Here is a 20,179-nt window from a genome sequence, read left to right as displayed (position 1 = left end):
GCTGGGGGCGCTTCAGCGAAACCCACCCCCCACCTGCAACACCCGCGCACCACTGGCCACGCTCCCCGCCAGGGCGAATACGCATCCGAGCCACAGCGCCCATTGCGGCCCACTGGTCAATGAGGCATGGAAACACAGGGCCACCAACGAAGCCCCCAGTGTCTGCCCCAGCAAACGCGACGTCGCGACGATGCCGCTGGCACCGCCGCTGCGGTGAGCCGGGGCGCTGGTCATCAAAGCCTTGAGGTTGGGTGACTGGAAGAAGCCAAAACCGGCACCACAGAGGGCCATCCGCCAACCGATGTCGAACGCCGAGGCCCCACTGCCCAGCAGCGCCAGCGACGCCATGCCCAAGCTCAATGCCAACAGGCCGATGCCCCCCAGCAAACCCGGCGAGAAGCGGTCGGCCAGGCGCCCGGCCACCAGCGCGGTCAACGCGACCACCGCTGGCCACGGCGTCATCAGAAAGCCCGTGGCCACCTGGCTGTGGCCCAGCACGCTTTGCAGCAGAAACGGCAGCGCCACGAACGCCAGGCCTTGGGTGCTGAAGGCACAGATGGCGGTGGCCGAGGACAGAGCGAACAGCGGCCTGCGAAACAGGTCCAGCGCCAGCATCGGCGCCGGGTGCCCAGCCTGACGACGGATGAGCAAGGCCCCGCACACCAGCGCTACCACCAGTTCGGCGGCAGTAAGCAGGCCATTTTCGCCGTGCACCGTGGTCCCCAGGCCCAATACCAGGCAACCGAACAGCCCGGCGCACAGCATGGCGGCCACACGGTCGAAATCGTGGCCAGCCCGTTCGATATCGGGCAGGTTGCGGTAGGCGAGCACCACGGCCAACACGCCCAGGGGAACGTTGATCAGAAACAGCCAGTGCCAACTGGCCACCGACAGGATCGCCGACGCCGCGGTGGGCCCCAGGGTAAAGGCCAGCCCCACCACCAACGAGTTGTAGCCCATGCCCCGCCCCAGCATGTTGGCCGGGTAGATAAAGCGCAGCAGCGCCGTGTTGACGCTCATGATCGCCGCGGCTCCCAGGCCCTGCACCACCCTCGCGATAGCCAGGGACGGCAGCGACCACGCCAGCCCGCATACCAGTGAAGACAACAGGAAAACAATCAATCCGCCCAGATACACCCGACGATGCCCCAGCACCTCACCCAGCGAGGCAAACGGTAGAATGGTGGCGACCATGGCGAGCTGATAGGCATTGACCACCCAGATCACCGAGGCAGAGTCGGTGCCGATGCCGCTAGCCAAGGTGGGCAAAGCGGTGTTGACGATGGCCGTATCCAACGTGGCCATGCCAACGGCCAGGGACAAGGCGAAGACAGCAGGAATGCGGTTCTGGCTGGGCAGACCGTCAGTGGGAGCAAGCATGCGCAGGGGTATCCGAGTTCGGGCAGGAAAGCAGTGGAGCGTAAACCCGTGGCGCCCAGATTGCCTGTCAAAAGCACGAAACTGACCGAGTTTTCATGATCGCCAGCTGACCGCGTCAGCGGTACCGGCGGGGTACCAGATACTGCCCGGCATGGGTGACGCAGCCAGGGAAGCTACAGGGGCAATGAAGTGCCCACCCTGTGATAGCGCTGCGCGCCACAACGTGCGCAGCGCTCGCAGGTCACCTGGGTCGAGCCCAGCATTTGCGGGGCACACAGCGCCCACTCACACCCTTTGATCAGGCAGATGATACTCACGGTGACCTCCGCGGGGTGAACCCCCGACTGTTCCTGGTAATGACGGTGCAGGGTTCGGGCCAATCGCGGCCCCCCTCTACGGCACACAGAATCAACAGGTTAACGCGCCCCGGACCGTGCATTTTGCACGCTCGGGGGGCGTTGCGCGTTGCAGCCTGCAGGATGGTGTTTCGGGCCAGTTATGCCTGTGGCATTGCCTGGTCTGCTTTGTTGGTTCACTGCAGATCCGGGTTGATGCCAACAAGGCGGTCGCGGTGATGTCACAGACAACATTGGCCCGAAACAGATGTGGGAGCAAAGCTTGCTCGCGAACGCGCCGCGCGGGCGGCGCTTCCCGGCCAAGGGCTCGGCCCCCCGCCGGTCCCACATCTGTTTCGGGCCAGTTATCCCAGTGACACCACCTGGTGCGCTCTGTTTGTTCACTACAGATCTTTGAAGGCACCACAGCTTCCCCGGGATTCCGTGAAGAACCCTTTTTTACCCAGGCCCTCAACTTTGCACGCGGACTTCCGATATCAAGGATCAAGGGAGCCTGCGCGCTGGACAGGGAGTCGCCAAATGACTCGGTAGATCGGCATCCATGATAGAGAAATCCCCCCCTCAAGGCCGCTGGCGCGCTTATCTGCGTTGCCCGGGCACCCGCTACCTCCTGGCGACGGTGGCTTTGTTGGTCGGCCTGCTGGCCATCACCCCGCTGGAGCTCTGGGGACCTGCGTCCCAGTCCCCGCTGGTGGCGTTGTGCGTGGGCGTGCTGGTAGTGCTGGCCATGCTTGCCGTGCAACTGAGTATCAGCCAACGCCTGGTCAGGCGGCGCAACCTGGAGCTCAAGGGTCAGATCCAGGAGCACGCGGCGGTGCGTGCTTCGCTGGCGCGCAGCGAAGACCGCTTTCGCAGCCTGTTCGAGCGCTCCCCCGACGCGGTATGGATCCTCGACCAGCATGGTTTCAGCAGCCAGGCCAACGCCGCCATGCTGGCGGCGTTCGGGTTCAGCGATGCGTCGGCCTTCAAGAACGTCAGCCCTTTGGACTTGTCGCCCCCCGAGCAGGAAGACGGCACGCCGTCAGTGGAGCGTGCCGAAGCGGTGATGGCGGCGGCCAACGCCAAGGGCGTGCAGCGGTTCGAGTGGATGCACCGCCGGCTGGACGGCAGCTGCTTTCCCTCGGAAGTGACCTTGAGCGTGCTGGATCTGGACGGCGAACCGGTGACCTTCGCCGTGGTACGCGACATTTCTCAGCGCCGCGAAGCCAAGGCCGAGCTGCTGCGTCAGAAAACCCTGCTGCAGGCCATCGTCGACAACGCACCGTCGTTGATCTACATGTTCGACACACAGGGCCGACTGGCGCTGTGCAACCAATTGTACGAGCATGCCGTAGGCCACGTCAGCGCCGAGCTGGTGGGACAGCGCCGGGACGATTTCATGATTCCGGCCGATGCCCATCAGCAGAACCTTGACGATTCGACCGTGCTGGTCGCCGGCCAGGCGCGCCGCTTCGAAGACATCCACCATGACCCCCAGGGCTTGGCCCGTACGTACCTGACCACCAAGTGCCCGCTGCGCACCCCCGACGGCAAGCTGCTGGGGGTACTGGGCATTTCCAACGACATCACCCGCCTGAAACAGACCCAGGCCGCGCTGGAACGCCTGGCCCACTACGACGCCATCACCGGGCTGGCCAACCGCGTGCTGTTTCACCAGCGCCTGGGCCAGGAAATTCACCTGGCCGCCACCCACGGGCGGCAACTGGCGGTATTGGTACTGGACCTGGACGGCTTCAAGACGGTCAACGACACCCTGGGCCACCCCACCGGTGACCTCTTGCTGCAGGAAGCGACCGTGCGCTTGCAACGCGCCCTGCGGCCCGACGACATGATCGCGCGGTTGGGGGGCGACGAGTTCGCCTTCGTGCTGCCGATCAACCGCCACCTGGAGGAAGTGATCAGCCGCCTGCAAGCCCTGCTTGCCTGCCTGCAGGCCCCCTTCGAGCTGGACGGCAGCCGGGCGCTGATCACGGCCAGCATCGGCATCGCCCTGTACCCCACCGACGGTGGCTGCGCCGATACCTTGTTGCGCCACGCGGACACGGCCATGTACGCGGCCAAGGAGGCGGGGCGCAACGACTATCGCTTCTACCAGCAGCACATGACCCAGCACATGCAGGAGCGCGTGACCCTTGAGCATGCGTTGCGCCGTGCCCTGGAGCACCAGGAGCTGGAGGTCTGGTACCAACCCAAACTGGCCATGGCCGACGGCCAGGTAGTGGGCGCCGAGGCCCTGATGCGCTGGCGCGACCCGCAGGCCGGACTGATCGCCCCGGCCGATTTCATTCCCCTGGCCGAGCGTACCGGGTTGATCGTGCCCATGGGCGAATGGCTGCTGGACCAGGTGTGTGGGCAACTGCGGGCTTGGCGTGACCGCGGCAGCTTCGACGGCCACGTAGCGATCAATGTCGCGGTGCCGCAGATCGAGCGCAGTGACTTCGCCGGCTCGGTCAGCCGCGTCCTGCAACGTTACCAGTTGCCGGCGCGGCTGCTGGAAGTGGAAGTGACCGAAAGCCTGTTCCTGGAAAGCCGGCAACTGGCGCGCAGCGTGCTTGGGCGCCTGCAGGCAATGGGGGTGACCACGGCGGTGGATGACTTCGGCACCGGTTACTCCTCCCTGGCGTACCTGCACCTGCTGCCCGTGGATAACCTCAAGATCGACCGCGCCTTCATTCAGGAACTGCCGCACTCCGCTACCCACATGGCCATTACCCGGGCAATCATCCAACTGGGCCACGCACTCAAGTTCCGCGTGACCGCCGAAGGCATCGAAACCGACGAGCAATATGAGTTCGTGCGCCAGGCTGGGTGTGACGTGGGCCAAGGCTACCTGATTGCCCAACCCATGCCCGCGGCCCAGTTCGAGGCCTGGTTGGCCGAGCGGGCAGACTGCCGGTAGCGGACCTGCCTTTCAAATAACCGCAGGGTGGGGCCATCAACGCCATGGGAACCGTGGCTTCATGGCCTCATCCATGAGGCCCACCGGTTTCCCATGGCATCCGCCGTTGCAAGCGCTTATCATGCGCGTTTTCCCTGACCCACCGCGCCCATGCCCAAACCCACCCTCCCCGAGCCGGATGAACCCTGCGGACCACAGGACATGTTGCACGTGTTCCTGCAGCAGCAGGGGCGCGTGGAAAAACAGTTGAGCCGCTGGGTTGCCTGCCGGGCTACCGCCGCGGACTTGTGTCAGGAACTGTTCATACGCCTGTGGCGGCGCAAGGACGTGCAGGTGCAGGACCTGAGCCAGTACATGATGCGCAGCGCCCGCAACCTGGCCATCGACCATATCCGCAGCCAGCGCAGCCGCCTGCGCACCGAATCGGCACTGCTGCCCGAGCAAATGGTCGGGGCGCCCACGGCGCTGGAAGACGGCCACCAGGCCACCCATGAGTTGCACCAGGTAGAGGCGGCCCTGCGCGCCTTGCCAGAACGCACCCGCCATGTGTTCCTGCTCAACCGTATCCATGGCCAGAGCTACGCCGATATCGCCCGGGCGCTGGGGATCTCCGCCAGTGCCGTGGAAAAACATATGATGCGCGCCTTGCAAGCCTGCAAGAGTAGCGTCGACGCGCCCACCGTGAAGGCCCCGACATGAACCTGGTCAGCCCCCCTGCCCACCGCGCGAGCGAAGACATCGCGCTGCTGTGGGTGACCCGCCTGGCCGCCGAGCCCGACAACCCCCTGCTGGACGAGATGCGCCTGCCGACCCTCGAGCAGGCCGAACTGCAGCGCTGGCTGCGCCAGGACCCGGCCAACGCCGATGCCTACGCCAGCGCCCGACGCCTGTGGCAACTGACAGCCCCCGGCGCCGCACGGCTGGCCCAGGAGGAAGATGCCGCCCTGCAGGCCTTGCTGCTGCGCGCTCGGCCACCCCGGCGCCCGGCCCCTCGCAGTGTGGTGTCACTGGCCATGGCGGCCACCGTGGCTCTGGCCGGGGTGCTGGCGCTGCTGTGGCAACCCGAACGCTGGCTGGAAGACCAGCAGGCCGATTACCACAGTGCCCCTGGGCAACTGCGCGATATCACCTTGGCGGACGGTAGTGAAGTGCAATTGGACGGCAACAGCGCGCTTGACGTGTCGCTGTCTGCCGCGGGCCGCAGCGTGCACCTGCGGCGCGGCGCGGCGTATTTTCATGTCAGCCATAACGGCCAGCCATTCGTGGTGCATGCCGGCGACGGCGAAGTCCGGGTGTTGGGCACCCATTTCGAAGTGCGCCGCGAAGCGGTGGCGACCCAGGTCAGCGTGGAAGAAGGCAAGGTCGCGGTGCAGCCCACGGGCGCGCCGGCACCCGTGCTGCTGACCGCCGCACAGCGGGTCAACTTCCGCCAGGGCCAGGTCGGACCGCTGCAAAGCATCAACCCGCAGCAGGCCTTCGGCTGGCGTCAGGGCCAGATCAGCTTCCGCCGTCAGCCACTGGCCGACGCCCTGGCTGTGGTGCAGCGCTACTACCCGGCGCGCATCCTGCTGCTCAATGACGAACTGGGCGCACGTACGGTCAGCGGCGATTTCGCCAGCAACGACCCTGCAGCCATGCTCGCGGCGTTCCAGGGGCTGCTGGGCTATTCGCAGCATGTTCTGCCCGGCGGCACCGTGGTGATTCGTTAAAAGGGTGCGGCGGCAAAGCAAATGAGATATATTCGCATCCTCTTGAATTAACCCGAGCCCACGCCCGATGCGCTGCCGGTTGCGACTCTCCTTGCTGGCAGCAGCCTTGAGCGGCCCCCTGGCACTGCCCCCGTTGGCCTTGGCCGACGCCGCCGTGGCTGCCGTGCCCCGCTACGCCATAGCGCTCAAGGCCCAGCCGCTGCCCGACGCCCTGGCGGCCCTCAGCCGTCAGACGGGTCAGAATATCGTTTACGCCGAGGACCTGCCCTACCAGGTCCAGGCCCCGGCCGTCGCCGGGCAGTTCACCGTGGAACAGGCCCTGGGGCGCCTGTTGGTCGGCACCCCACTGGGCTTTCGTCGCACCAGCCCCACCACACTGGCCCTGGCAACGCTGGCCGGCAGCGACGACCGTATTGTCCTGCAACCCTTGAACATCGATGGCGAGCGCGGCCCCAGCTACCAGCCCGACCCTGTCAGCCACATCAATCACAGCACCGCGCCGTGGCTGGAACAGCCGCAGTCCATCAGCCGGGTCAACAACGCCGTGCTGCGCGACCAGCAGCCGCGCAACCTGGATGACGCCCTGCGCAATGTCAGCGGCCTGACCCAGGGCAACACCCTGGGCAGCACCCAGGACACCCTGATCAAGCGCGGTTTCGGCGACAACCGCGACGGCTCGATCCTGCGCGATGGCATGCCGGTGGTCCAGGGCCGCAACTTCAACGCCACCACCGACAGTGTCGAAGTGCTCAAGGGCCCCACTGCCCTGCTCTACGGCATCCAGGACCCGGGCGGGGTCATCAACGTGGTCACCAAGACCCCGCAGCTCAGCGCCCATGATGAACTGCAGACCAAGGCATCGAGCTTCGCCCATGGCCGCGACGGCAGCGCGGTAACCCTGGACAGCACTGGGCCGCTGGGCGACAGCGGCCTGGCCTACCGGCTGATCCTCGACCATCAGGATGAAGACTACTGGCGCAACTTCGGCGTGCACCGCGAAACCCTGGTGGCGCCCTCACTGGCCTGGTACGGCGAACAGAGCGAGGTGCAACTGAGCTACGAGCACCGCACGTTCGTCACCCCGTTCGACCGCGGCACGGCCATCAACCCGGCGACCGGCCACCCGCTGGACATTCCGTACACGTGGCGCCTGGACGAGCCGTTCAACGACATGACCGGCCGCTCCGAGCTGGCGCGGCTGAGCTTCAAGCACCTGCTGGACAACGACTGGACCTTGCACGGCGCCTATAGCTACAACGAAGAAACCTACGACGCGTACCAGGTGCGGATCACCGCCGTGAACCCCGCCAAGGGCACCCTCACCCGCAGCATGGACGGCACCCTGGGCTCGGTCAGCCGCGCCCAGCAAGGTGAACTGGAACTGTCCGGCAGCCGCCAGTGGTTGGGGCTGGAGCATGAAGTGCTGGTGGGCATGAGCGAAGAGCACCGGCTGTATTTTCGCGGTGACCTGTTGCGCCAGGCCAGCCTGACCACCTTCAGTTACACAAACCCGGTGTATGGCCAGGAGGTAGCGCCCACCCTTGCGTCGGCCAGTGCCAGCGACCAGTTGGACCGCCTGCGCACCAGCGCTTTCTACCTGCGCGATACCCTTCACCTCAACGAGCAGTGGATCGCCACCCTGGGCGCGCGTTTTCTGGTGTACGACCAGTACGCCGGCCGCGGGCGGCCCTTCCACGCCAACACGGACATCAACGGCGAGGCCTGGGTGCCCAGCGCCGGGCTGGTCTACCGTTTCGCACCGAACTGGTCGTGGTACGGCAGCTACAGCGAGTCGTTCAAGCCCAACTCCAGCATCGCCCCGCTCAACGCCGCCAGCGAACAGATCATCGACGCCAGCATTCTCCCGGAACAGGCCAAGGCCTGGGAGACCGGGCTCAAATACGAGGTGCCTGATGGCCTGTCGGCCAGCATCGCGCTGTATGACATCCGCAAGCGCAATGTGCTGGTCAGCGAGACGGTCGACGACCTGCCGGTCAGCCGCAACGCCGGCGCCGTGCGCTCCCGGGGCCTGGAACTGGAGGCCAGCGGCCAGGTGGCCGAAGGCTGGCAATTGATGGCCGCTTATGCCTACACCGACGCCTGGGTCACCCGCGACCCGGAGCTGGCCGGCAAACCCCTGCAGAATGTGCCGCGCCATAGCGGCTCTCTGTACCTGACCCACGACCTGGGTGGCCTGCTGGGCAGCGACCGCCTGCGCATCGGCGGCGGCCCGCGCTATGTGGGCGAGCGCGCCGGCGACCCGGCCAACAGCTTCCAGTTGCCGGCCTACACGGTCACCGACGCCTTCGCCCGCTACGACACGCACCTGGGCGAGCATGACTTGCGCGTGCAATTGAACGTCAACAACCTGTTCGACCGTCATTACTACCCATCCAGCGTCAGCCAGTACTTCGTGTCGATGGGTGACCCGCGCCAACTGGTGCTCAGCACCACGCTGGGCTTCTGACGCGGCCTGAAGACGGTCTATAGTGACTGTGCACGCCCATCAGGCAGGACCCGTGAACGACTCGACATTATTGGCAGCACTGCTGTGCCTGTTGCTCAACCCTTTTCAGGCAGCCGCCGCTCCCGCGCCGTACCAGGTCGTGACCGAAGAGTGGGCACCCTACAACTACGTGGAAAACAACCGCCTCACCGGCATGACCACCGACATCGTCAGGGCGATCATGGCGCTGACCGGGGACGACTTCCCGATGCAAATGTTGCCCAGCATGCGCAGCACGTATGCCCTGAAGACGCACCCCAGGACCATCATGTACTCGATGTTCCGCACTGCCGACCGCGACCCGCTGTACAAGTGGGTGGGCCCGATCGTGGAAGAGTCCATCTACCCCTACCAACTGGCCGACGCGGACCCTGCGGTCAATACCCGCGAGCAACTGCTGCGCGCCCCGCAGATCACCACCCGCCAGGCCGGGCTGATTCCCCAGACGCTGCAGGCACAGGGTTTCACCAACGTCGACAAAAGCGCCGCCGAAAACCTGCAGTTGTACCGCATGCTGCTGGCCGGGCGCACCGGTATCATCGTTGGCGACACCGCGGCAGGCGTCGCCTACTACAGCCGCCAACTGAGCATCGCGCCGGGCACCTTGCGCCAGGTACCGGTCGAGCTCTATCGCTCATCGCTGTACATCGCGTTCAGCCGTGACGCGGACGACCGGCTGGTCGCCGCCTGGTCCCGTGCCCTGGAGCAATTGCGCCGCTCTGGCGAGCTGGAACGTATCCAGCACCGGTACGAGCAATAGCCCCCGGTTCCACAGGGCAAGGCACTTCATGCCGGCCCAGCGGTCTGTTCTGAACACCTCACCTGCCAGCGGAGTTTCCATGATCACCGTCCACCACCTCAACAACTCGCGCTCACAGCGCATTCTCTGGCTGCTGGAAGAGCTGGACGTGCCCTATGAAATCAAGCGCTACCAGCGCGACCCGAACACCAATCTGGCGCCGCCGGAACTCAAGGCCATCAACCCGCTGGGCAAGTCGCCGGTGATCGAGGACGGCCCCCATGTGCTGATCGAATCCGGCGCCATCATCGACTACCTGATCCGCCGTCACGGCGCAGGCCAGCTGCAGCCGGACCCGGCTACTGCCACCTACGACGAGTATGTGCAATGGCTGCACTTCGCCGAAGGCTCGGCCATGCTGCCGCTGATGCTCAACCTGTACGTGGGGCGCCTGGGCGAAGCCGGCGCGCCACTGCACCCGCGCATCGAAGCCGAGGTGGCCAACTACCTGGGCTACCTGGACCAGGCCCTGGGCCTGACACCCTACCTGGTGGGTGACGAACTCAGCGGCGCCGACATACAGATGAGCTTCATCGGCGAAGTCGCCAAGGCCCAGGGCAAGCTGCCGGCCTACCCGAACCTGGCCGCCTGGGTGCAACGGTTCCAGGCGCGGCCGGCGTATCGCAAGGCGGTGGAGCAAGGTGGGGAGTATGCCTTTGCCAAGTGAACCGCCGCTCAGGGGACTGTAACGCTTATCTGGGTCACCCCTGCGGTTTCAGCCTGTTCCAGGATCTGCCCGGGCGTTGCGTCCGCGGTGGGCATGAACAGGCTGTTTTCCGCGTCGCCAAAATGCAGCTGCAACAGGTGCATCGCCGCTTCATGGGGCAGCAACTCGGGCTGCTGCAGTTCCAGCGCGTGGGTACGGGGCTCGCCGTTGAAGCGGTATTGCAGGGTGTAGAGGTGCATGAGTATCCCTTTTTCCGAATGGCTCGGTGTGCCGTGCAGCGTTGTCGCCGCTAACGGTGACAATACCAGCAACCGCTGCTGTCAGTCGGTTCGTGCGGTTCGTCCAGCACCGACGCCCCAATGAAAATAATTTTCATTTTCTAGTGAGGTGTTCTGGCTCGGCGCTCGTGTAGTGAATGAAAGGCAATCCTATTCGCATTCACTTCACCCAGCACAGAGCATCGGCATGACCTCCAGGCACTCGGCGAACACCTTCTTCCTCCCCATCCACCCGCGCTACCGAAGCGCCTGTGCCAGCGGCGTGCTGATGCTCAGCCTGGCGCAGCCGCTGTGGGCGGCTGACAGCGTGGAGCTTGGCGCCACGACCATCGACAGCACCACCCCCACCACCACCGAGAAAAGCCAGACCAGCTACCAGGCCGTGGCCTCCACCGTGGCCACCCGCACCGAAACGCCGCTGATCGAAGTGCCCGCCTCCGTCAACGTGGTCACTCACCGGGTGATCGAGGACCGCGCGCCGCAGAGCCTGGACGAAGCCATCAACGCGGTCAGCGGCGTCAAGCAAGGCAACACCCTGGGGGGCACCCAGGACGCGATCATCAAGCGTGGCTTTGGTACCAACCGCGACAACTCGATCATGCGCGACGGCATGCAATCGGTGCAGGCGCGCAACTTCACCCCCACCACCGAGCGCGTCGAAGTGCTCAAGGGCCCCGCCTCCATGCTCTACGGCGTGCAGGACCCGGGCGGCGTGATCAACGTGGTCACCAAAAAGCCGCAACTGACCCAGGCCACGTCGATTTCCGGGTGGGGCACCAGCTACGGCGGTGGCGGTGGCCAGTTCGATACCACCGGCCCGGTGGGCGATACCAACCTGGCGTACCGCCTGATCTACGACAAGCAGCAGTACGACTACTGGCGCAATTTTGGCAGCACCGACCAGGAAGTGGTGGCGCCATCGTTGAGCTGGTTCGGTGACGACACCACCATTACCGCGGCCTACGAACACATGGAGTACTCGGTGCCCTTCGACCGTGGCACACAGATCAACACCACCACCGGCAAGGTCCTGGACATTCCGCGCAACCGCCGCCTGGATGAACACTTCAACATCACCACTGGCCGTTCCGACGCCTTCAACCTGACCGCCGAGCACCGCCTCAACGACGACTGGACCCTGAAGGCCGGCTACGGCTACAGCCGCAACTACTACAACGACCACCAGTCACGTTATATCTCCGCCAACTTCACTACCGGCAAGGTCACCCGCCGTGGCGACGCCACCCGCGACGCCCTGCAGGTAGCCCACACCGCCACCGTCAGCGCCCTGGGCAACCTGGAATTCGCCGGCATGCGCCACGAAGTCCTGGTGGGCGTGGACTACATGCACAACGACCGCACCCTGGGCGACCTGATCCGCAACGTCAACGACACCAACTTCAACTACAACGACCCCGTGTACGGGCAAGTGCCGGTGCCCAGCCGCGTCAGCGCCGCCAACAGCGACCAGACCGACCTGCTGCACACCCACGCCTTCTTCCTGCAGGACGCCATTCACCTGAATGACCAATGGATACTCCAGGCCGGCCTGCGCTACGAGTCGTTCACCGAATACACCGGCAAGGGCCGCCCGTTCGTGGTGGGCGCCGACGTCGACCGCAGCAAGGCCGTGCCACGCCTGGGCCTGGTGTACATGATCCAGCCCGACTGGTCGGTGTATGGCAGCTACACCGAATCATTCCGCCCCAACACCTCCATTGCCACCGTCATCGGCGACCTGGCGCCCGAGGAAGGCCGGGCCTACGAGATCGGCACCAAATTCCAGAACGACTACCTCACCGCCAGCCTGGCGGCGTTCACCATCACCAAGAAAAATGTGCAGACCAGCGCCACCTGCGGCACCGAGACCTGCACGCGGCTGGGCGGCGAAGCGCGCTCGCGCGGAGTGGAACTGGACGTCAGCGGCCAGCTCAACGAATTCTGGAGCGTGACCGGCAGCTACGCCTACACCGACACCGAGTGGACCAAGGACCCCATCCTCCAGGGCACGCCCCTGGACGGCGTGTCGAAGAACACCGCCGCGCTCTACCTGACCCGCGACTTCGGCCACGTCGGTATCGGCGACCTGCGCGCCGGCTTCGGGGGCCGCTACATGAGCAAATGGGGCGCCAACGACGGCACCGGTACCGAGTACTGGCTGCCTTCGGCGAAGGTCGCCGACGCATTCGTGGCCTACAAGATGAAGCTTGACCAGAAAGACCTGACCCTGCAACTGAACGTCAAGAACCTGTTCGACGAGACCTATTACGTCTCCAGCAGCGGCCTGGGTTCCCCCGCCATTGTCATCGGCGAGCCACGCCAGGTGATTGCCAAGGCCACCCTGGCCTTCTGACCCCAAGGACCGATCATGCCCCCTTCCCTCACACAGGCACTGAGCCTGGCCGCGGCGATGCTCGCCGGCCAGGCCACGGCCGCCAGCCTTGATCCGCAACTGCCGGCCTACAGCCCGCAAGCAGTGCAACCGGCGCCCGGCGCACCGTACCTGACGCCCGATGGTGCCATTCGCATCGGTGGCGCCGAGCACGTGCGCTACATCGTCGAGCGCTTCAATGCCGCCCTGCTCGAAAGCCACCCCGGCTGGCATTTTCAGGACGAATCCAAAGGCACCACCAGCGCCGTGCCGCTGCTCACCCACGGGGTGACGCTATTCGGTGCGATGGGCCGCGAGATCAACCCGCTGGAGGTCAAGGCCTACAGCAAGATCGTCGGGACCGCGCCCCTGGAGATCCGCATTGCCCTGGCGGCGAACGACACCTCCCAACACCTGGCCACGTCACTGGCGGTGTACGTCAACCGCGCCAACCCGCTGGCCCAGGTCAGCGCTGCTCAGGTCAGCCGCGCATTGACCGTCGGCAACCCGGACGGCGACCTGTCCACCTGGGGCCAACTGGGCCTGGGCGGCGACTGGCGGGAGCGGCGCATACACCCCTACGGCACACCGGAGTTCACCGGTTTCGGTACCTACCTGCAGGCCAACCACCTGCAGGGCCGCCCCCTGACACCGGGCTACGAGGCCTACGGCAACACCGAGGCGATTCTGGCGCGCCTGGCCGCCGACCCGGCCGGCCTGGCGGTAGCGGCCATCGGCCTGAGCGACGCCCATATCAAGGCGCTGCCGCTGGTGGACGAGCATGGGGCCGTGACCACCGGTACCGAGGCTGAAGTCCGCGAAGGTCGCTACCCCTATGGGCGATTCCTGTACCTGTACCTGCGCCGCGAGCCTGGCAAGGCCGTCGATCCGGTGGTACGCGAGTACCTGCGCTTCGTCCTGTCGCGCCAGGGCCAGCAGATCATCGCCAGCCAGCCCAAGGGCTACTTTCCCCTCAGCGCTACCCAGGCCCGGGCGGAACTGAACAAACTCGACGAGGTTGCCCCGCGATGATGCCACTGCTCAAATCCATGGCCTGGCTGGGCCTGTGCCTGCCCATGGCCTGGGCCCAGGCCGACAGCTTGACACCGCCCGCACACGCCAGTTATCTGACCGCCGACGGCGCCATCGCCATCATCGGCAACGACGGCATGCAGCCGCTGATCGAGCAGCTCAACGCGCTGTTCGTGCGCCAGCATCCCGGCTTTCGCTTTGCCGTCACCGCCCAGGGCTCGTCGGTGGGCCTGCCCGCCCTGACGGCCGGCGCCACCGCCATCGCGCCATTGTCGCGCGAGCCCTGGCTGGGTGACCTGCACGGCTTCGAGCAGGTGTTCGAGCGTGCCCCCCTGGACATCCGCATCGGTTATTCGGGGTATGGGCCACGCGCCAATGGCAAGACCCCGCCTGCGGTGTACGTGCACCCGGACAACCCGCTGGCGAGCCTGGACTTGAACCAGCTAGCCAAGGTGGTCACCGCTGGCCAGCCGGGGGGCGATATCAATACCTGGGGACAGTTGGGCCTGAAAGGTGATTGGGCCTGGCGGCGCATCCACGTCTACGGCCTGCGCGACGAGGGTGGGTTTGCCACCAACCAGCGCATGGATCGCTTTGGCGGCAAACCGTTCAGCCCCCATTATGAAGCGCTGGACAGCGTGGGCGCGGTGCTCAAGGCCGTGGCCACCGATAGCCACGGCATCGGGCTGGTCGGCTGGGCCAACAGCGGCACACTGGCGCCGGGGCTGCGCATCGTGCCCCTGGCCGCCAAGCCTGGCGAGGCGGCACGGGGGCCTGCGCTGGAGGACGTGGCCGCCGGGGCGTACCCGCTTTCGTCGTACCTGCACCTGTTCGTCAATGCGGCGCCGGGCCAGCGCCTGGAGCCTTTTATCAAGGCCTACCTGGCGGCGGCGCTAAGCGATGAAGGCCAGGCCTTGGTGCGGACGCAAACCGCGAGTACCGAAGGCTATGTGCCGTTGAGTGCGCAGGACCTGGCCCAGGAGCGACGCAAGCTGGACAGTCTGTAACCTCCAGCTCGGCGGTGCTCTTTTCCCGAGCTTCGCCCGGTCCTGCACGGTGCGCGTGGTCGCCAGAGGGGCCGGGCACCGTTCGAGGAGCATGCGCCGCCGAGATCAATGGCTCAACTGGTTGCTGAACTGCCCCACCGCATCCACCACTTTCTGCGCGCCTTCCTGGATCTCGGCGATCACCGCCCCCGACTGCGCCGCCAGCCCCAGCCCCTGTTCGGCCTGGCGTTTGCCTTGCTCGATCACCTGCACGGCCTCTTCGGCCAATGTCTGGTTCTGCGATACCACCGCCACGATCTCCTCGGTCGCCTTGCTGGTACGCGAGGCCAGTTGCCGCACTTCATCGGCCACTACCGCAAAGCCGCGCCCCTGCTCGCCCGCGCGGGCTGCCTCGATGGCCGCGTTCAAAGCCAGCAGGTTGGTCTGGTCGGCAATGCTGCTGATGCTGTTGATGATGGTGCCGATCACCTGGGACTGCTTGTCCAGGGCGGCGATGCCCTCGGCGGCTTTCTCCATCTGGGCCGCCAGTTGCCGCATCACTTCCACGGTTTCCTGCACCACGCTGCTGCCCCGGCGCGCGGCCGCGTCAGTGTCCTCGGAAGTGGTATAGGCGATGTCGGCCGCGTCGGCCACGGCCAGCTCACGGTTGACCTGCTCGGTGATGACGGTGGCGAATTTGACCACCTTGTACAAGCGGTCATGCACGTCGGTGATGGGGTTGTAGGAGGCCTCCAGCCATACCGTGCGGCCGGCGCTGTCCACGCGCTTGAAGCGGCTGGCCACGTACTCGCCTCGACGCAGGGTGTCCCAGAAGGCCTGGTACCGGGGGCTGTTGAATTCATCGGGGTCGCAGAACAGCCGGTGGTGCTTGCCCATGACCTGATCGAGCCGGTAGCCCATGGCGCCAAGGAACCGCTCGTTGGCTGCCAGCACCACGCCGTCGAGGCTGAACTCGATCACGGCGGTGGAACGCTGCAAGGCTTCGATGAGGTTCTGGTGTTCGCGAGAGGTGACGATGGTGCGGGTCAGGTCATTGGCAAAGACCGAGCAATGCATCACGCGGCCGGCGCTGTCGCGCACCGGCTGGACAATGGCCCGCAGCCACGCTTCGACGTTGTCACCTCGGCTCAGTTGCAGGGCTCCTGCCCAGTGGGCACCGTTCTGGATCGCCTGCTTCATGCGTTTGAAGTGCTCGGAACCAGTGGCCTGGGACGGTACCAGGTCGACCAGCGCCCGGCCGATCACCTGTTCGGCGCGGTAGCCCATTTCCCGCTCGAAATTGCGGTTGGCGTAGAGGATCCGGCCCTGGGGGTCCAGGGTCAGTGCCAGCATCTCGGTGTCGAGACTGTCCTGGACCTGCTGCAACGACGACAACTGTTCATTGGCAACGGACAACGCGTGCTTCAACCGCTTGTTAAACATCATGGGGACCGTGTCTCGAAAAGGCTTGATAAGGGGCAGGTTCGTGGCACTGCTATCGGCATCGTTACGCCCGGCTTGAATCCCTGGCAATGGCCATGGCGCCGCCCATGGCCGGTGCACCGTGTTAAGGTGCGAGGCATCGTTGACCAGGAGGTTTGATTCCATGAGCAAGACCCCGTACGTCCCACCCAAGGTCTGGACCCACGAAGCACCGTCGGGTGGCCAATTCGCCAACATCAACCGCCCTGTCGCCGGCCCTACCCACGACAAGGAACTGCCGGTCGGCACACACCCCTTGCAGCTGTATTCCCTGGCGACGCCGAACGGCATCAAGGTCACCATCCTGCTCGAAGAGTTGTTGGCCCTGGGGCACAGCGGCGCCGAGTATGACGCCTGGCTGATCCGCATCAACGAGGGCGACCAGTTCTCCAGCGGCTTCGTCGACATCAACCCCAACTCCAAGATCCCAGCCCTGCTGGACCGCAGCGTCGAACCGGCAGTGCGTGTGTTCGAGTCCGGTTCGATCCTGGTGTACCTGGCGGAAAAGTTCGGCGCCTTCCTGGCCACCGACCTCACCACTCGCACCGAGACCCTCAACTGGCTGTTCTGGCAGATGGGCGCGGCGCCCTACCTGGGTGGCGGTTTCGGGCACTTCTATGCTTATGCGCCGGAGAAGATGGAATACCCCATCAACCGCTTTACCATGGAAGCCAAACGCCAACTGGACGTGCTCGACCAGCGCCTGGCGCACAGCGAATACCTGGCTGGCGATGACTACAGCATCGCCGATATCGCGGTGTGGTCGTGGTACGGGCAACTGGCGCTGGGCAAGCTGTATTCAGCGGCCGAGTTCCTCAGCGTGCAGGACTACACCCATGTGCAGCGCTGGGCCCAGAGCATCGCCCAGCGCCCGGCCGTGCTGCGCGGTACGCGGGTCAACCGCACCTGGGGAGATGAGGCATCGCAGGTACCAGAGCGCCACCAGGCCGCGGATCTGGACTGACGCTTTACCGAACCTTTACCAACCCTAGACCTGCGTTTACACGGATCTGGTGTTTCATGTGTCCATGGCGAACCCACACTTTTCGCCAAAGGAGACACCATGATTTCGAAGATGACCAAAGCCCTGATCCTGTCCGGCTGCCTGATCGCCGCCGGCACCGCCTCCGCCGACCAGCGCGACGTGATCGTGCCTGTCATCGCCGGAGCCGCGGTGGGCGCGGTACTGGCCACCGTCATCAGCGGCGGCCATGAGCACCATCACCCTCACTACTACCAACCGGCCCCGCGCCCCGTGTACTACCAGCCGGTCGCCTACGAATACCGCCGCTACGCGCCGCCACCGCCACCGCGCTACTACGATGCGGGCTACCACCGCGGGTATGACCGGGGCTACGGCCGCTGGTAAGCCGCCCCGGGCGCGCTGCAGCGGACCTGGCCGCGTCCACGGTGCTTGCGGTACGCCTGGTGCAACACAGCGCCTGTGACGCGGCCGGGTCCGCTGCTACACAGGGGTGGAGGGTTGCGGGAATACATGCGCGCACAGGTAGTCCACCAGTGCGCGCACCTTCGGCGACGGGTGACGGCTGCCCGGCCACAGCACATGGAATACGTTGGTATGTAATACATATTCCTGCAAGACAGGTTGCAAGGTGCCTGCCGCCAGTTCCTCGCGAATGGCAAAGTCTGGCAGGTAGGCGATGCCCAGCCCACGCAAGGCAAAGCACACGCGTGTCTCGATGTTGTTGCAGATCATCGCCACGGGCAGCTGCAATTCCGCTTCGCCGTCCTCGCGGCGCAACACCCAGGTCTCCAGCTTGCCGCTGCTGGGGAAGCGGTAATGCAGGCACGCATGCCTGAGCAGATCCGTGGGCACCCTGGGGGTGCCCCGCTGCGCCAGGTAAGCAGGGGACGCCACCAGCAACAGTCGGAACATCCCCAACCGGCGCGCGGACAGTCGCGAGTCGCTGGGTTCGCCTGTGCGAATCACGGCATCGAAGCCTTCGTCGATGACATCCACCAGGCGGTCACTGAAGTCCAGGTCCAGCTCGATGTCGGGGTAGGCGACCATGAATTGCGCCAGCACCGGCAACATCAAAGGGCTGACCATGGGCAGGCTCACGCGCAGCCGCCCCCGGGGGGCAGCCGACGCCTGGGCGAGCTCCTGTTCGGCGCTGTCGAACTCGGCAAGGATGCGTCGGCAGCGCTCCAGGAACATCTCGCCTTCGACCGTGAGGGCCACGCTGCGGGTGCTGCGGTGAAACAGGCGCGCGCCCAGGCTCTGCTCCAGCCGGCTGATACTCTTGCCCACCGCTGACGCGGATATCCCCAGAATGCGGCCGGTGGCGACAAAACTGCGGGTTTCAGCGACCTGTACAAAGACGGCGAAATTGCCGAGGCGATCCATGGCACTCCTCCATTGCGGAACGAACGGTCCGCAAAGCACGGAACACTACCCTACTTTGTCTCAGGCCTGGAACTTTCTACCGTGTGCGGCATTCCTCTGAACCTGGATGTTCCCCATGACTGCGCGCCCTTCAACTGTCACCCCTGCTCGCCCCTTGCCCCTTGGCGCCTTGCTGGCCCTGGCCATGGCCGGGTTCATCACCATTCTCACCGAAGCCTTGCCTGCCGGCCTGCTGCCGCAGATGGCCGCCGGCATGAACGTGGCGCCTACCTGGATCGGGCAGATGATCACTGCCTATGCGCTCGGCTCGATGCTGGCGGCCATTCCCCTGGCTACCGCTACCCAGGGTGTGCGACGCCGGCCCCTGCTGCTGGCGGCGATCGCCGGTTTTGCGGTGGCCAATACGGTGACCGCGTGCTCCACCAGCTACACCCTGACGCTGGTGGCGCGGCTGATAGCCGGTGTCTCGGCGGGCCTGCTGTGGGCGCTGATCGCGGGCTATGCGGCACGCATGGTGCCCGACGAACAGAAAGGCCGTGCCATTGCAGTCGCCATGGTCGGCACCCCCCTGGCATTGTCGCTGGGGGTACCGGCGGGCACACTGCTGGGCAACGTGCTGGGGTGGCGCCTGTGCTTTGGCCTGATCAGCGTGCTGACGCTGGTCCTGATGGCATGGGTACGCGTGGGGCTGCCGGATTTCGCCGGGCAACCCGGAGGCAAACGCCTGACCACCCGCCAAGTGTTCAGCCTGCCCGGCGTACGGCCGGTGCTGTTCGTGGTGCTGGCGTTCGTGCTGGCCCACAACATCCTGTACACCTACATCGCACCGTTCCTGGCCACCGCGCACCTGGCCGAGCGCACTGACCTGGTGCTGCTGGTGTTCGGCGTGACGTCGGTGCTGAGTATCTGGGTGATTGGGGCGCTGATCGACCGCCACCTGCGCCGCCTGACCCTGGTCAGCACCTTGTTGTTCGGCCTGGCGGCGCTGCTGATTGGCATCGCCGGCAGCCAGCCGCTGGCGGTGTACGCCGCGGTGGTGTGCTGGGGCCTGGCGTTCGGTGGCGCTGCCACCCTGTTCCAGACCGCCCTGGCCAATGCGGCCGGCGACGCCATGGATGTGGCCCAGGCCATGCTGGTCACGGCGTGGAACCTGGCGATCGCGGGCGGCGGCATTGTCGGCGGGGTGTTGCTGGACCGCTTCGGTACCACCACTTTCGCGCCTGCGGTCCTGGCGCTGTTGCTGGCGACGTTCTGGGTCGTGTGGTCGGCCCGCCGGGGTGGTTTTCCCGTGGCGGCGACCGCAAGCGCCGGGTGAACCTACCCCCCTGTGAAACCCTCACTGCACG

16 protein-coding genes and 2 pseudogenes are annotated in these 20,179 nt (G+C 65.6%); 12 read left to right on the top strand and 6 right to left on the bottom strand.

Annotated features, from left to right (window positions below; all coding sequences use genetic code 11):
* Nucleotides 1-12: 12 nt before the first annotated feature.
* Together QBK88_RS05890 and QBK88_RS05885 are read right to left on the bottom strand one after the other, a co-directional pair.
* Nucleotides 13-1,380: an MFS transporter gene (locus QBK88_RS05890; protein WP_277961308.1), complete on the bottom strand. Its 1,368-nt coding sequence runs from the start codon at nucleotides 1,378-1,380 to the stop codon at nucleotides 13-15.
* Nucleotides 1,381-1,553: 173 nt separating this feature from the next.
* Nucleotides 1,554-1,697 carry a PSPA7_2676 family Cys-rich small protein gene (locus QBK88_RS05885; protein WP_277961307.1) on the bottom strand — a complete coding sequence of 48 codons (144 nt, stop codon included), beginning with the start codon at nucleotides 1,695-1,697 and terminating at the stop codon, nucleotides 1,554-1,556.
* A 580-nt stretch (nucleotides 1,698-2,277) separates the two neighbouring features.
* On the opposite strand from QBK88_RS05885, the gene QBK88_RS05880 reads away from it, so the two are divergent.
* The 6 genes from QBK88_RS05880 (at nucleotide 2,278) to QBK88_RS05855 (ending at nucleotide 10,316) form a co-directional block, all read left to right on the top strand.
* Nucleotides 2,278-4,635 (top strand): EAL domain-containing protein, encoded by a 2,358-nt coding sequence (locus QBK88_RS05880; protein WP_277961306.1) that lies wholly within the window; start codon nucleotides 2,278-2,280, stop codon nucleotides 4,633-4,635.
* A gap of 150 nt (nucleotides 4,636-4,785) precedes the next feature.
* Entirely contained in the window at nucleotides 4,786-5,334 is a 549-nt protein-coding gene (locus tag QBK88_RS05875) for an RNA polymerase sigma factor (protein ID WP_445764892.1), read from the top strand.
* Entirely contained in the window at nucleotides 5,331-6,344 is a 1,014-nt protein-coding gene (locus tag QBK88_RS05870) for a FecR domain-containing protein (protein ID WP_277961304.1), read from the top strand. The genes QBK88_RS05875 and QBK88_RS05870 overlap by 4 nt, the downstream gene beginning before the upstream one ends.
* 67 nt (nucleotides 6,345-6,411) lie before the next feature.
* Nucleotides 6,412-8,811, top strand: coding sequence for a TonB-dependent receptor (locus QBK88_RS05865; RefSeq protein ID WP_277961303.1), 2,400 nt, complete (start codon nucleotides 6,412-6,414; stop codon nucleotides 8,809-8,811).
* 52 nt (nucleotides 8,812-8,863) lie between these two features.
* Entirely contained in the window at nucleotides 8,864-9,610 is a 747-nt protein-coding gene (locus tag QBK88_RS05860; RefSeq protein ID WP_277961302.1) for a substrate-binding periplasmic protein, read from the top strand.
* Nucleotides 9,611-9,689: 79 nt separating this feature from the next.
* Entirely contained in the window at nucleotides 9,690-10,316 is a 627-nt protein-coding gene (locus QBK88_RS05855; RefSeq protein WP_277961301.1) for a glutathione S-transferase, read from the top strand.
* An 8-nt stretch (nucleotides 10,317-10,324) separates the two neighbouring features.
* Here QBK88_RS05855 and QBK88_RS05850 read toward each other — a convergent pair whose 3' ends face one another.
* Nucleotides 10,325-10,555, bottom strand: a complete 231-nt coding sequence (locus QBK88_RS05850) for a hypothetical protein (RefSeq protein ID WP_277961300.1) — start codon at nucleotides 10,553-10,555, stop codon at nucleotides 10,325-10,327.
* A 307-nt stretch (nucleotides 10,556-10,862) separates the two neighbouring features.
* On the opposite strand from QBK88_RS05850, the gene QBK88_RS05845 reads away from it, so the two are divergent.
* Genes QBK88_RS05845 through QBK88_RS05835 form a run of 3 tightly spaced genes read left to right on the top strand, consistent with a single transcriptional unit; the run spans nucleotide 10,863 to nucleotide 15,004 of the window.
* A complete protein-coding gene (locus QBK88_RS05845; protein WP_277961325.1) occupies nucleotides 10,863-12,947 on the top strand; it encodes a TonB-dependent siderophore receptor in 2,085 nt (694 codons plus the stop codon).
* 15 nt (nucleotides 12,948-12,962) lie between these two features.
* Nucleotides 12,963-13,997 (top strand): substrate-binding domain-containing protein, encoded by a 1,035-nt coding sequence (locus QBK88_RS05840; protein ID WP_277961299.1) that lies wholly within the window; start codon nucleotides 12,963-12,965, stop codon nucleotides 13,995-13,997.
* Nucleotides 13,994-15,004, top strand: a complete 1,011-nt coding sequence (locus QBK88_RS05835; protein ID WP_277961298.1) for a substrate-binding domain-containing protein — start codon at nucleotides 13,994-13,996, stop codon at nucleotides 15,002-15,004. Before QBK88_RS05840 ends, QBK88_RS05835 begins: the two co-directional genes overlap by 4 nt.
* 105 nt (nucleotides 15,005-15,109) lie before the next feature.
* Here QBK88_RS05835 and QBK88_RS30835 read toward each other — a convergent pair.
* Nucleotides 15,110-15,544: pseudogene (locus QBK88_RS30835) on the bottom strand (methyl-accepting chemotaxis protein); the annotation flags it as partial.
* A gap of 111 nt (nucleotides 15,545-15,655) precedes the next feature.
* Nucleotides 15,656-16,336 (bottom strand): annotated as a pseudogene (locus tag QBK88_RS30830) (PAS domain-containing protein); the annotation flags it as partial.
* Nucleotides 16,337-16,589: 253 nt separating this feature from the next.
* On the opposite strand from QBK88_RS30830, the gene yghU reads away from it, so the two are divergent.
* Complete coding sequence (gene yghU / locus QBK88_RS05825) at nucleotides 16,590-17,429, top strand: glutathione-dependent disulfide-bond oxidoreductase (protein WP_277961297.1); 840 nt, start codon at nucleotides 16,590-16,592, stop codon at nucleotides 17,427-17,429.
* 99 nt (nucleotides 17,430-17,528) lie between these two features.
* Entirely contained in the window at nucleotides 17,529-17,834 is a 306-nt protein-coding gene (locus tag QBK88_RS05820) for a hypothetical protein (protein WP_176571014.1), read from the top strand.
* Between the two features lie 96 nt (nucleotides 17,835-17,930).
* Here the strand turns inward: QBK88_RS05820 and QBK88_RS05815 are convergent, their stop codons facing one another.
* Nucleotides 17,931-18,833: a LysR family transcriptional regulator gene (locus tag QBK88_RS05815; protein ID WP_277961296.1), complete on the bottom strand. Its 903-nt coding sequence runs from the start codon at nucleotides 18,831-18,833 to the stop codon at nucleotides 17,931-17,933.
* Nucleotides 18,834-18,948: 115 nt separating this feature from the next.
* Here QBK88_RS05815 and QBK88_RS05810 point away from each other — a divergent pair, with 115 nt between their 5' ends.
* Nucleotides 18,949-20,148 carry an MFS transporter gene (locus QBK88_RS05810; protein WP_277961295.1) on the top strand — a complete coding sequence of 400 codons (1,200 nt, stop codon included), beginning with the start codon at nucleotides 18,949-18,951 and terminating at the stop codon, nucleotides 20,146-20,148.
* The last annotated feature ends 31 nt before the right edge of the window (nucleotides 20,149-20,179 follow it).

Source organism: Pseudomonas sp. RIT-To-2 (assembly GCF_029623465.1).
GTDB lineage: Bacteria > Pseudomonadota > Gammaproteobacteria > Pseudomonadales > Pseudomonadaceae > Aquipseudomonas > Aquipseudomonas silvicola.
This window is presented reverse-complemented; position numbering and strand designations above follow the sequence as displayed.

Coding starts and splice junctions, on each gene's coding strand:
- QBK88_RS05890 (WP_277961308.1), bottom strand. CDS start 1,380: ATGCTTGCTCCCACTGACGGTCTGCCCAGCCAGAACCGCATTCCTGCT.
- QBK88_RS05880 (WP_277961306.1), top strand. CDS start 2,278: ATGATAGAGAAATCCCCCCCTCAAGGCCGCTGGCGCGCTTATCTGCGT.
- QBK88_RS05875 (WP_445764892.1), top strand. CDS start 4,786: ATGCCCAAACCCACCCTCCCCGAGCCGGATGAACCCTGCGGACCACAG.
- QBK88_RS05870 (WP_277961304.1), top strand. CDS start 5,331: ATGAACCTGGTCAGCCCCCCTGCCCACCGCGCGAGCGAAGACATCGCG.
- QBK88_RS05865 (WP_277961303.1), top strand. CDS start 6,412: ATGCGCTGCCGGTTGCGACTCTCCTTGCTGGCAGCAGCCTTGAGCGGC.
- QBK88_RS05855 (WP_277961301.1), top strand. CDS start 9,690: ATGATCACCGTCCACCACCTCAACAACTCGCGCTCACAGCGCATTCTC.
- QBK88_RS05850 (WP_277961300.1), bottom strand. CDS start 10,555: ATGCACCTCTACACCCTGCAATACCGCTTCAACGGCGAGCCCCGTACC.
- QBK88_RS05845 (WP_277961325.1), top strand. CDS start 10,863: ATGCTCAGCCTGGCGCAGCCGCTGTGGGCGGCTGACAGCGTGGAGCTT.
- QBK88_RS05840 (WP_277961299.1), top strand. CDS start 12,963: ATGCCCCCTTCCCTCACACAGGCACTGAGCCTGGCCGCGGCGATGCTC.
- QBK88_RS05835 (WP_277961298.1), top strand. CDS start 13,994: ATGATGCCACTGCTCAAATCCATGGCCTGGCTGGGCCTGTGCCTGCCC.
- yghU (WP_277961297.1), top strand. CDS start 16,590: ATGAGCAAGACCCCGTACGTCCCACCCAAGGTCTGGACCCACGAAGCA.
- QBK88_RS05820 (WP_176571014.1), top strand. CDS start 17,529: ATGATTTCGAAGATGACCAAAGCCCTGATCCTGTCCGGCTGCCTGATC.
- QBK88_RS05815 (WP_277961296.1), bottom strand. CDS start 18,833: ATGGATCGCCTCGGCAATTTCGCCGTCTTTGTACAGGTCGCTGAAACC.
- QBK88_RS05810 (WP_277961295.1), top strand. CDS start 18,949: ATGACTGCGCGCCCTTCAACTGTCACCCCTGCTCGCCCCTTGCCCCTT.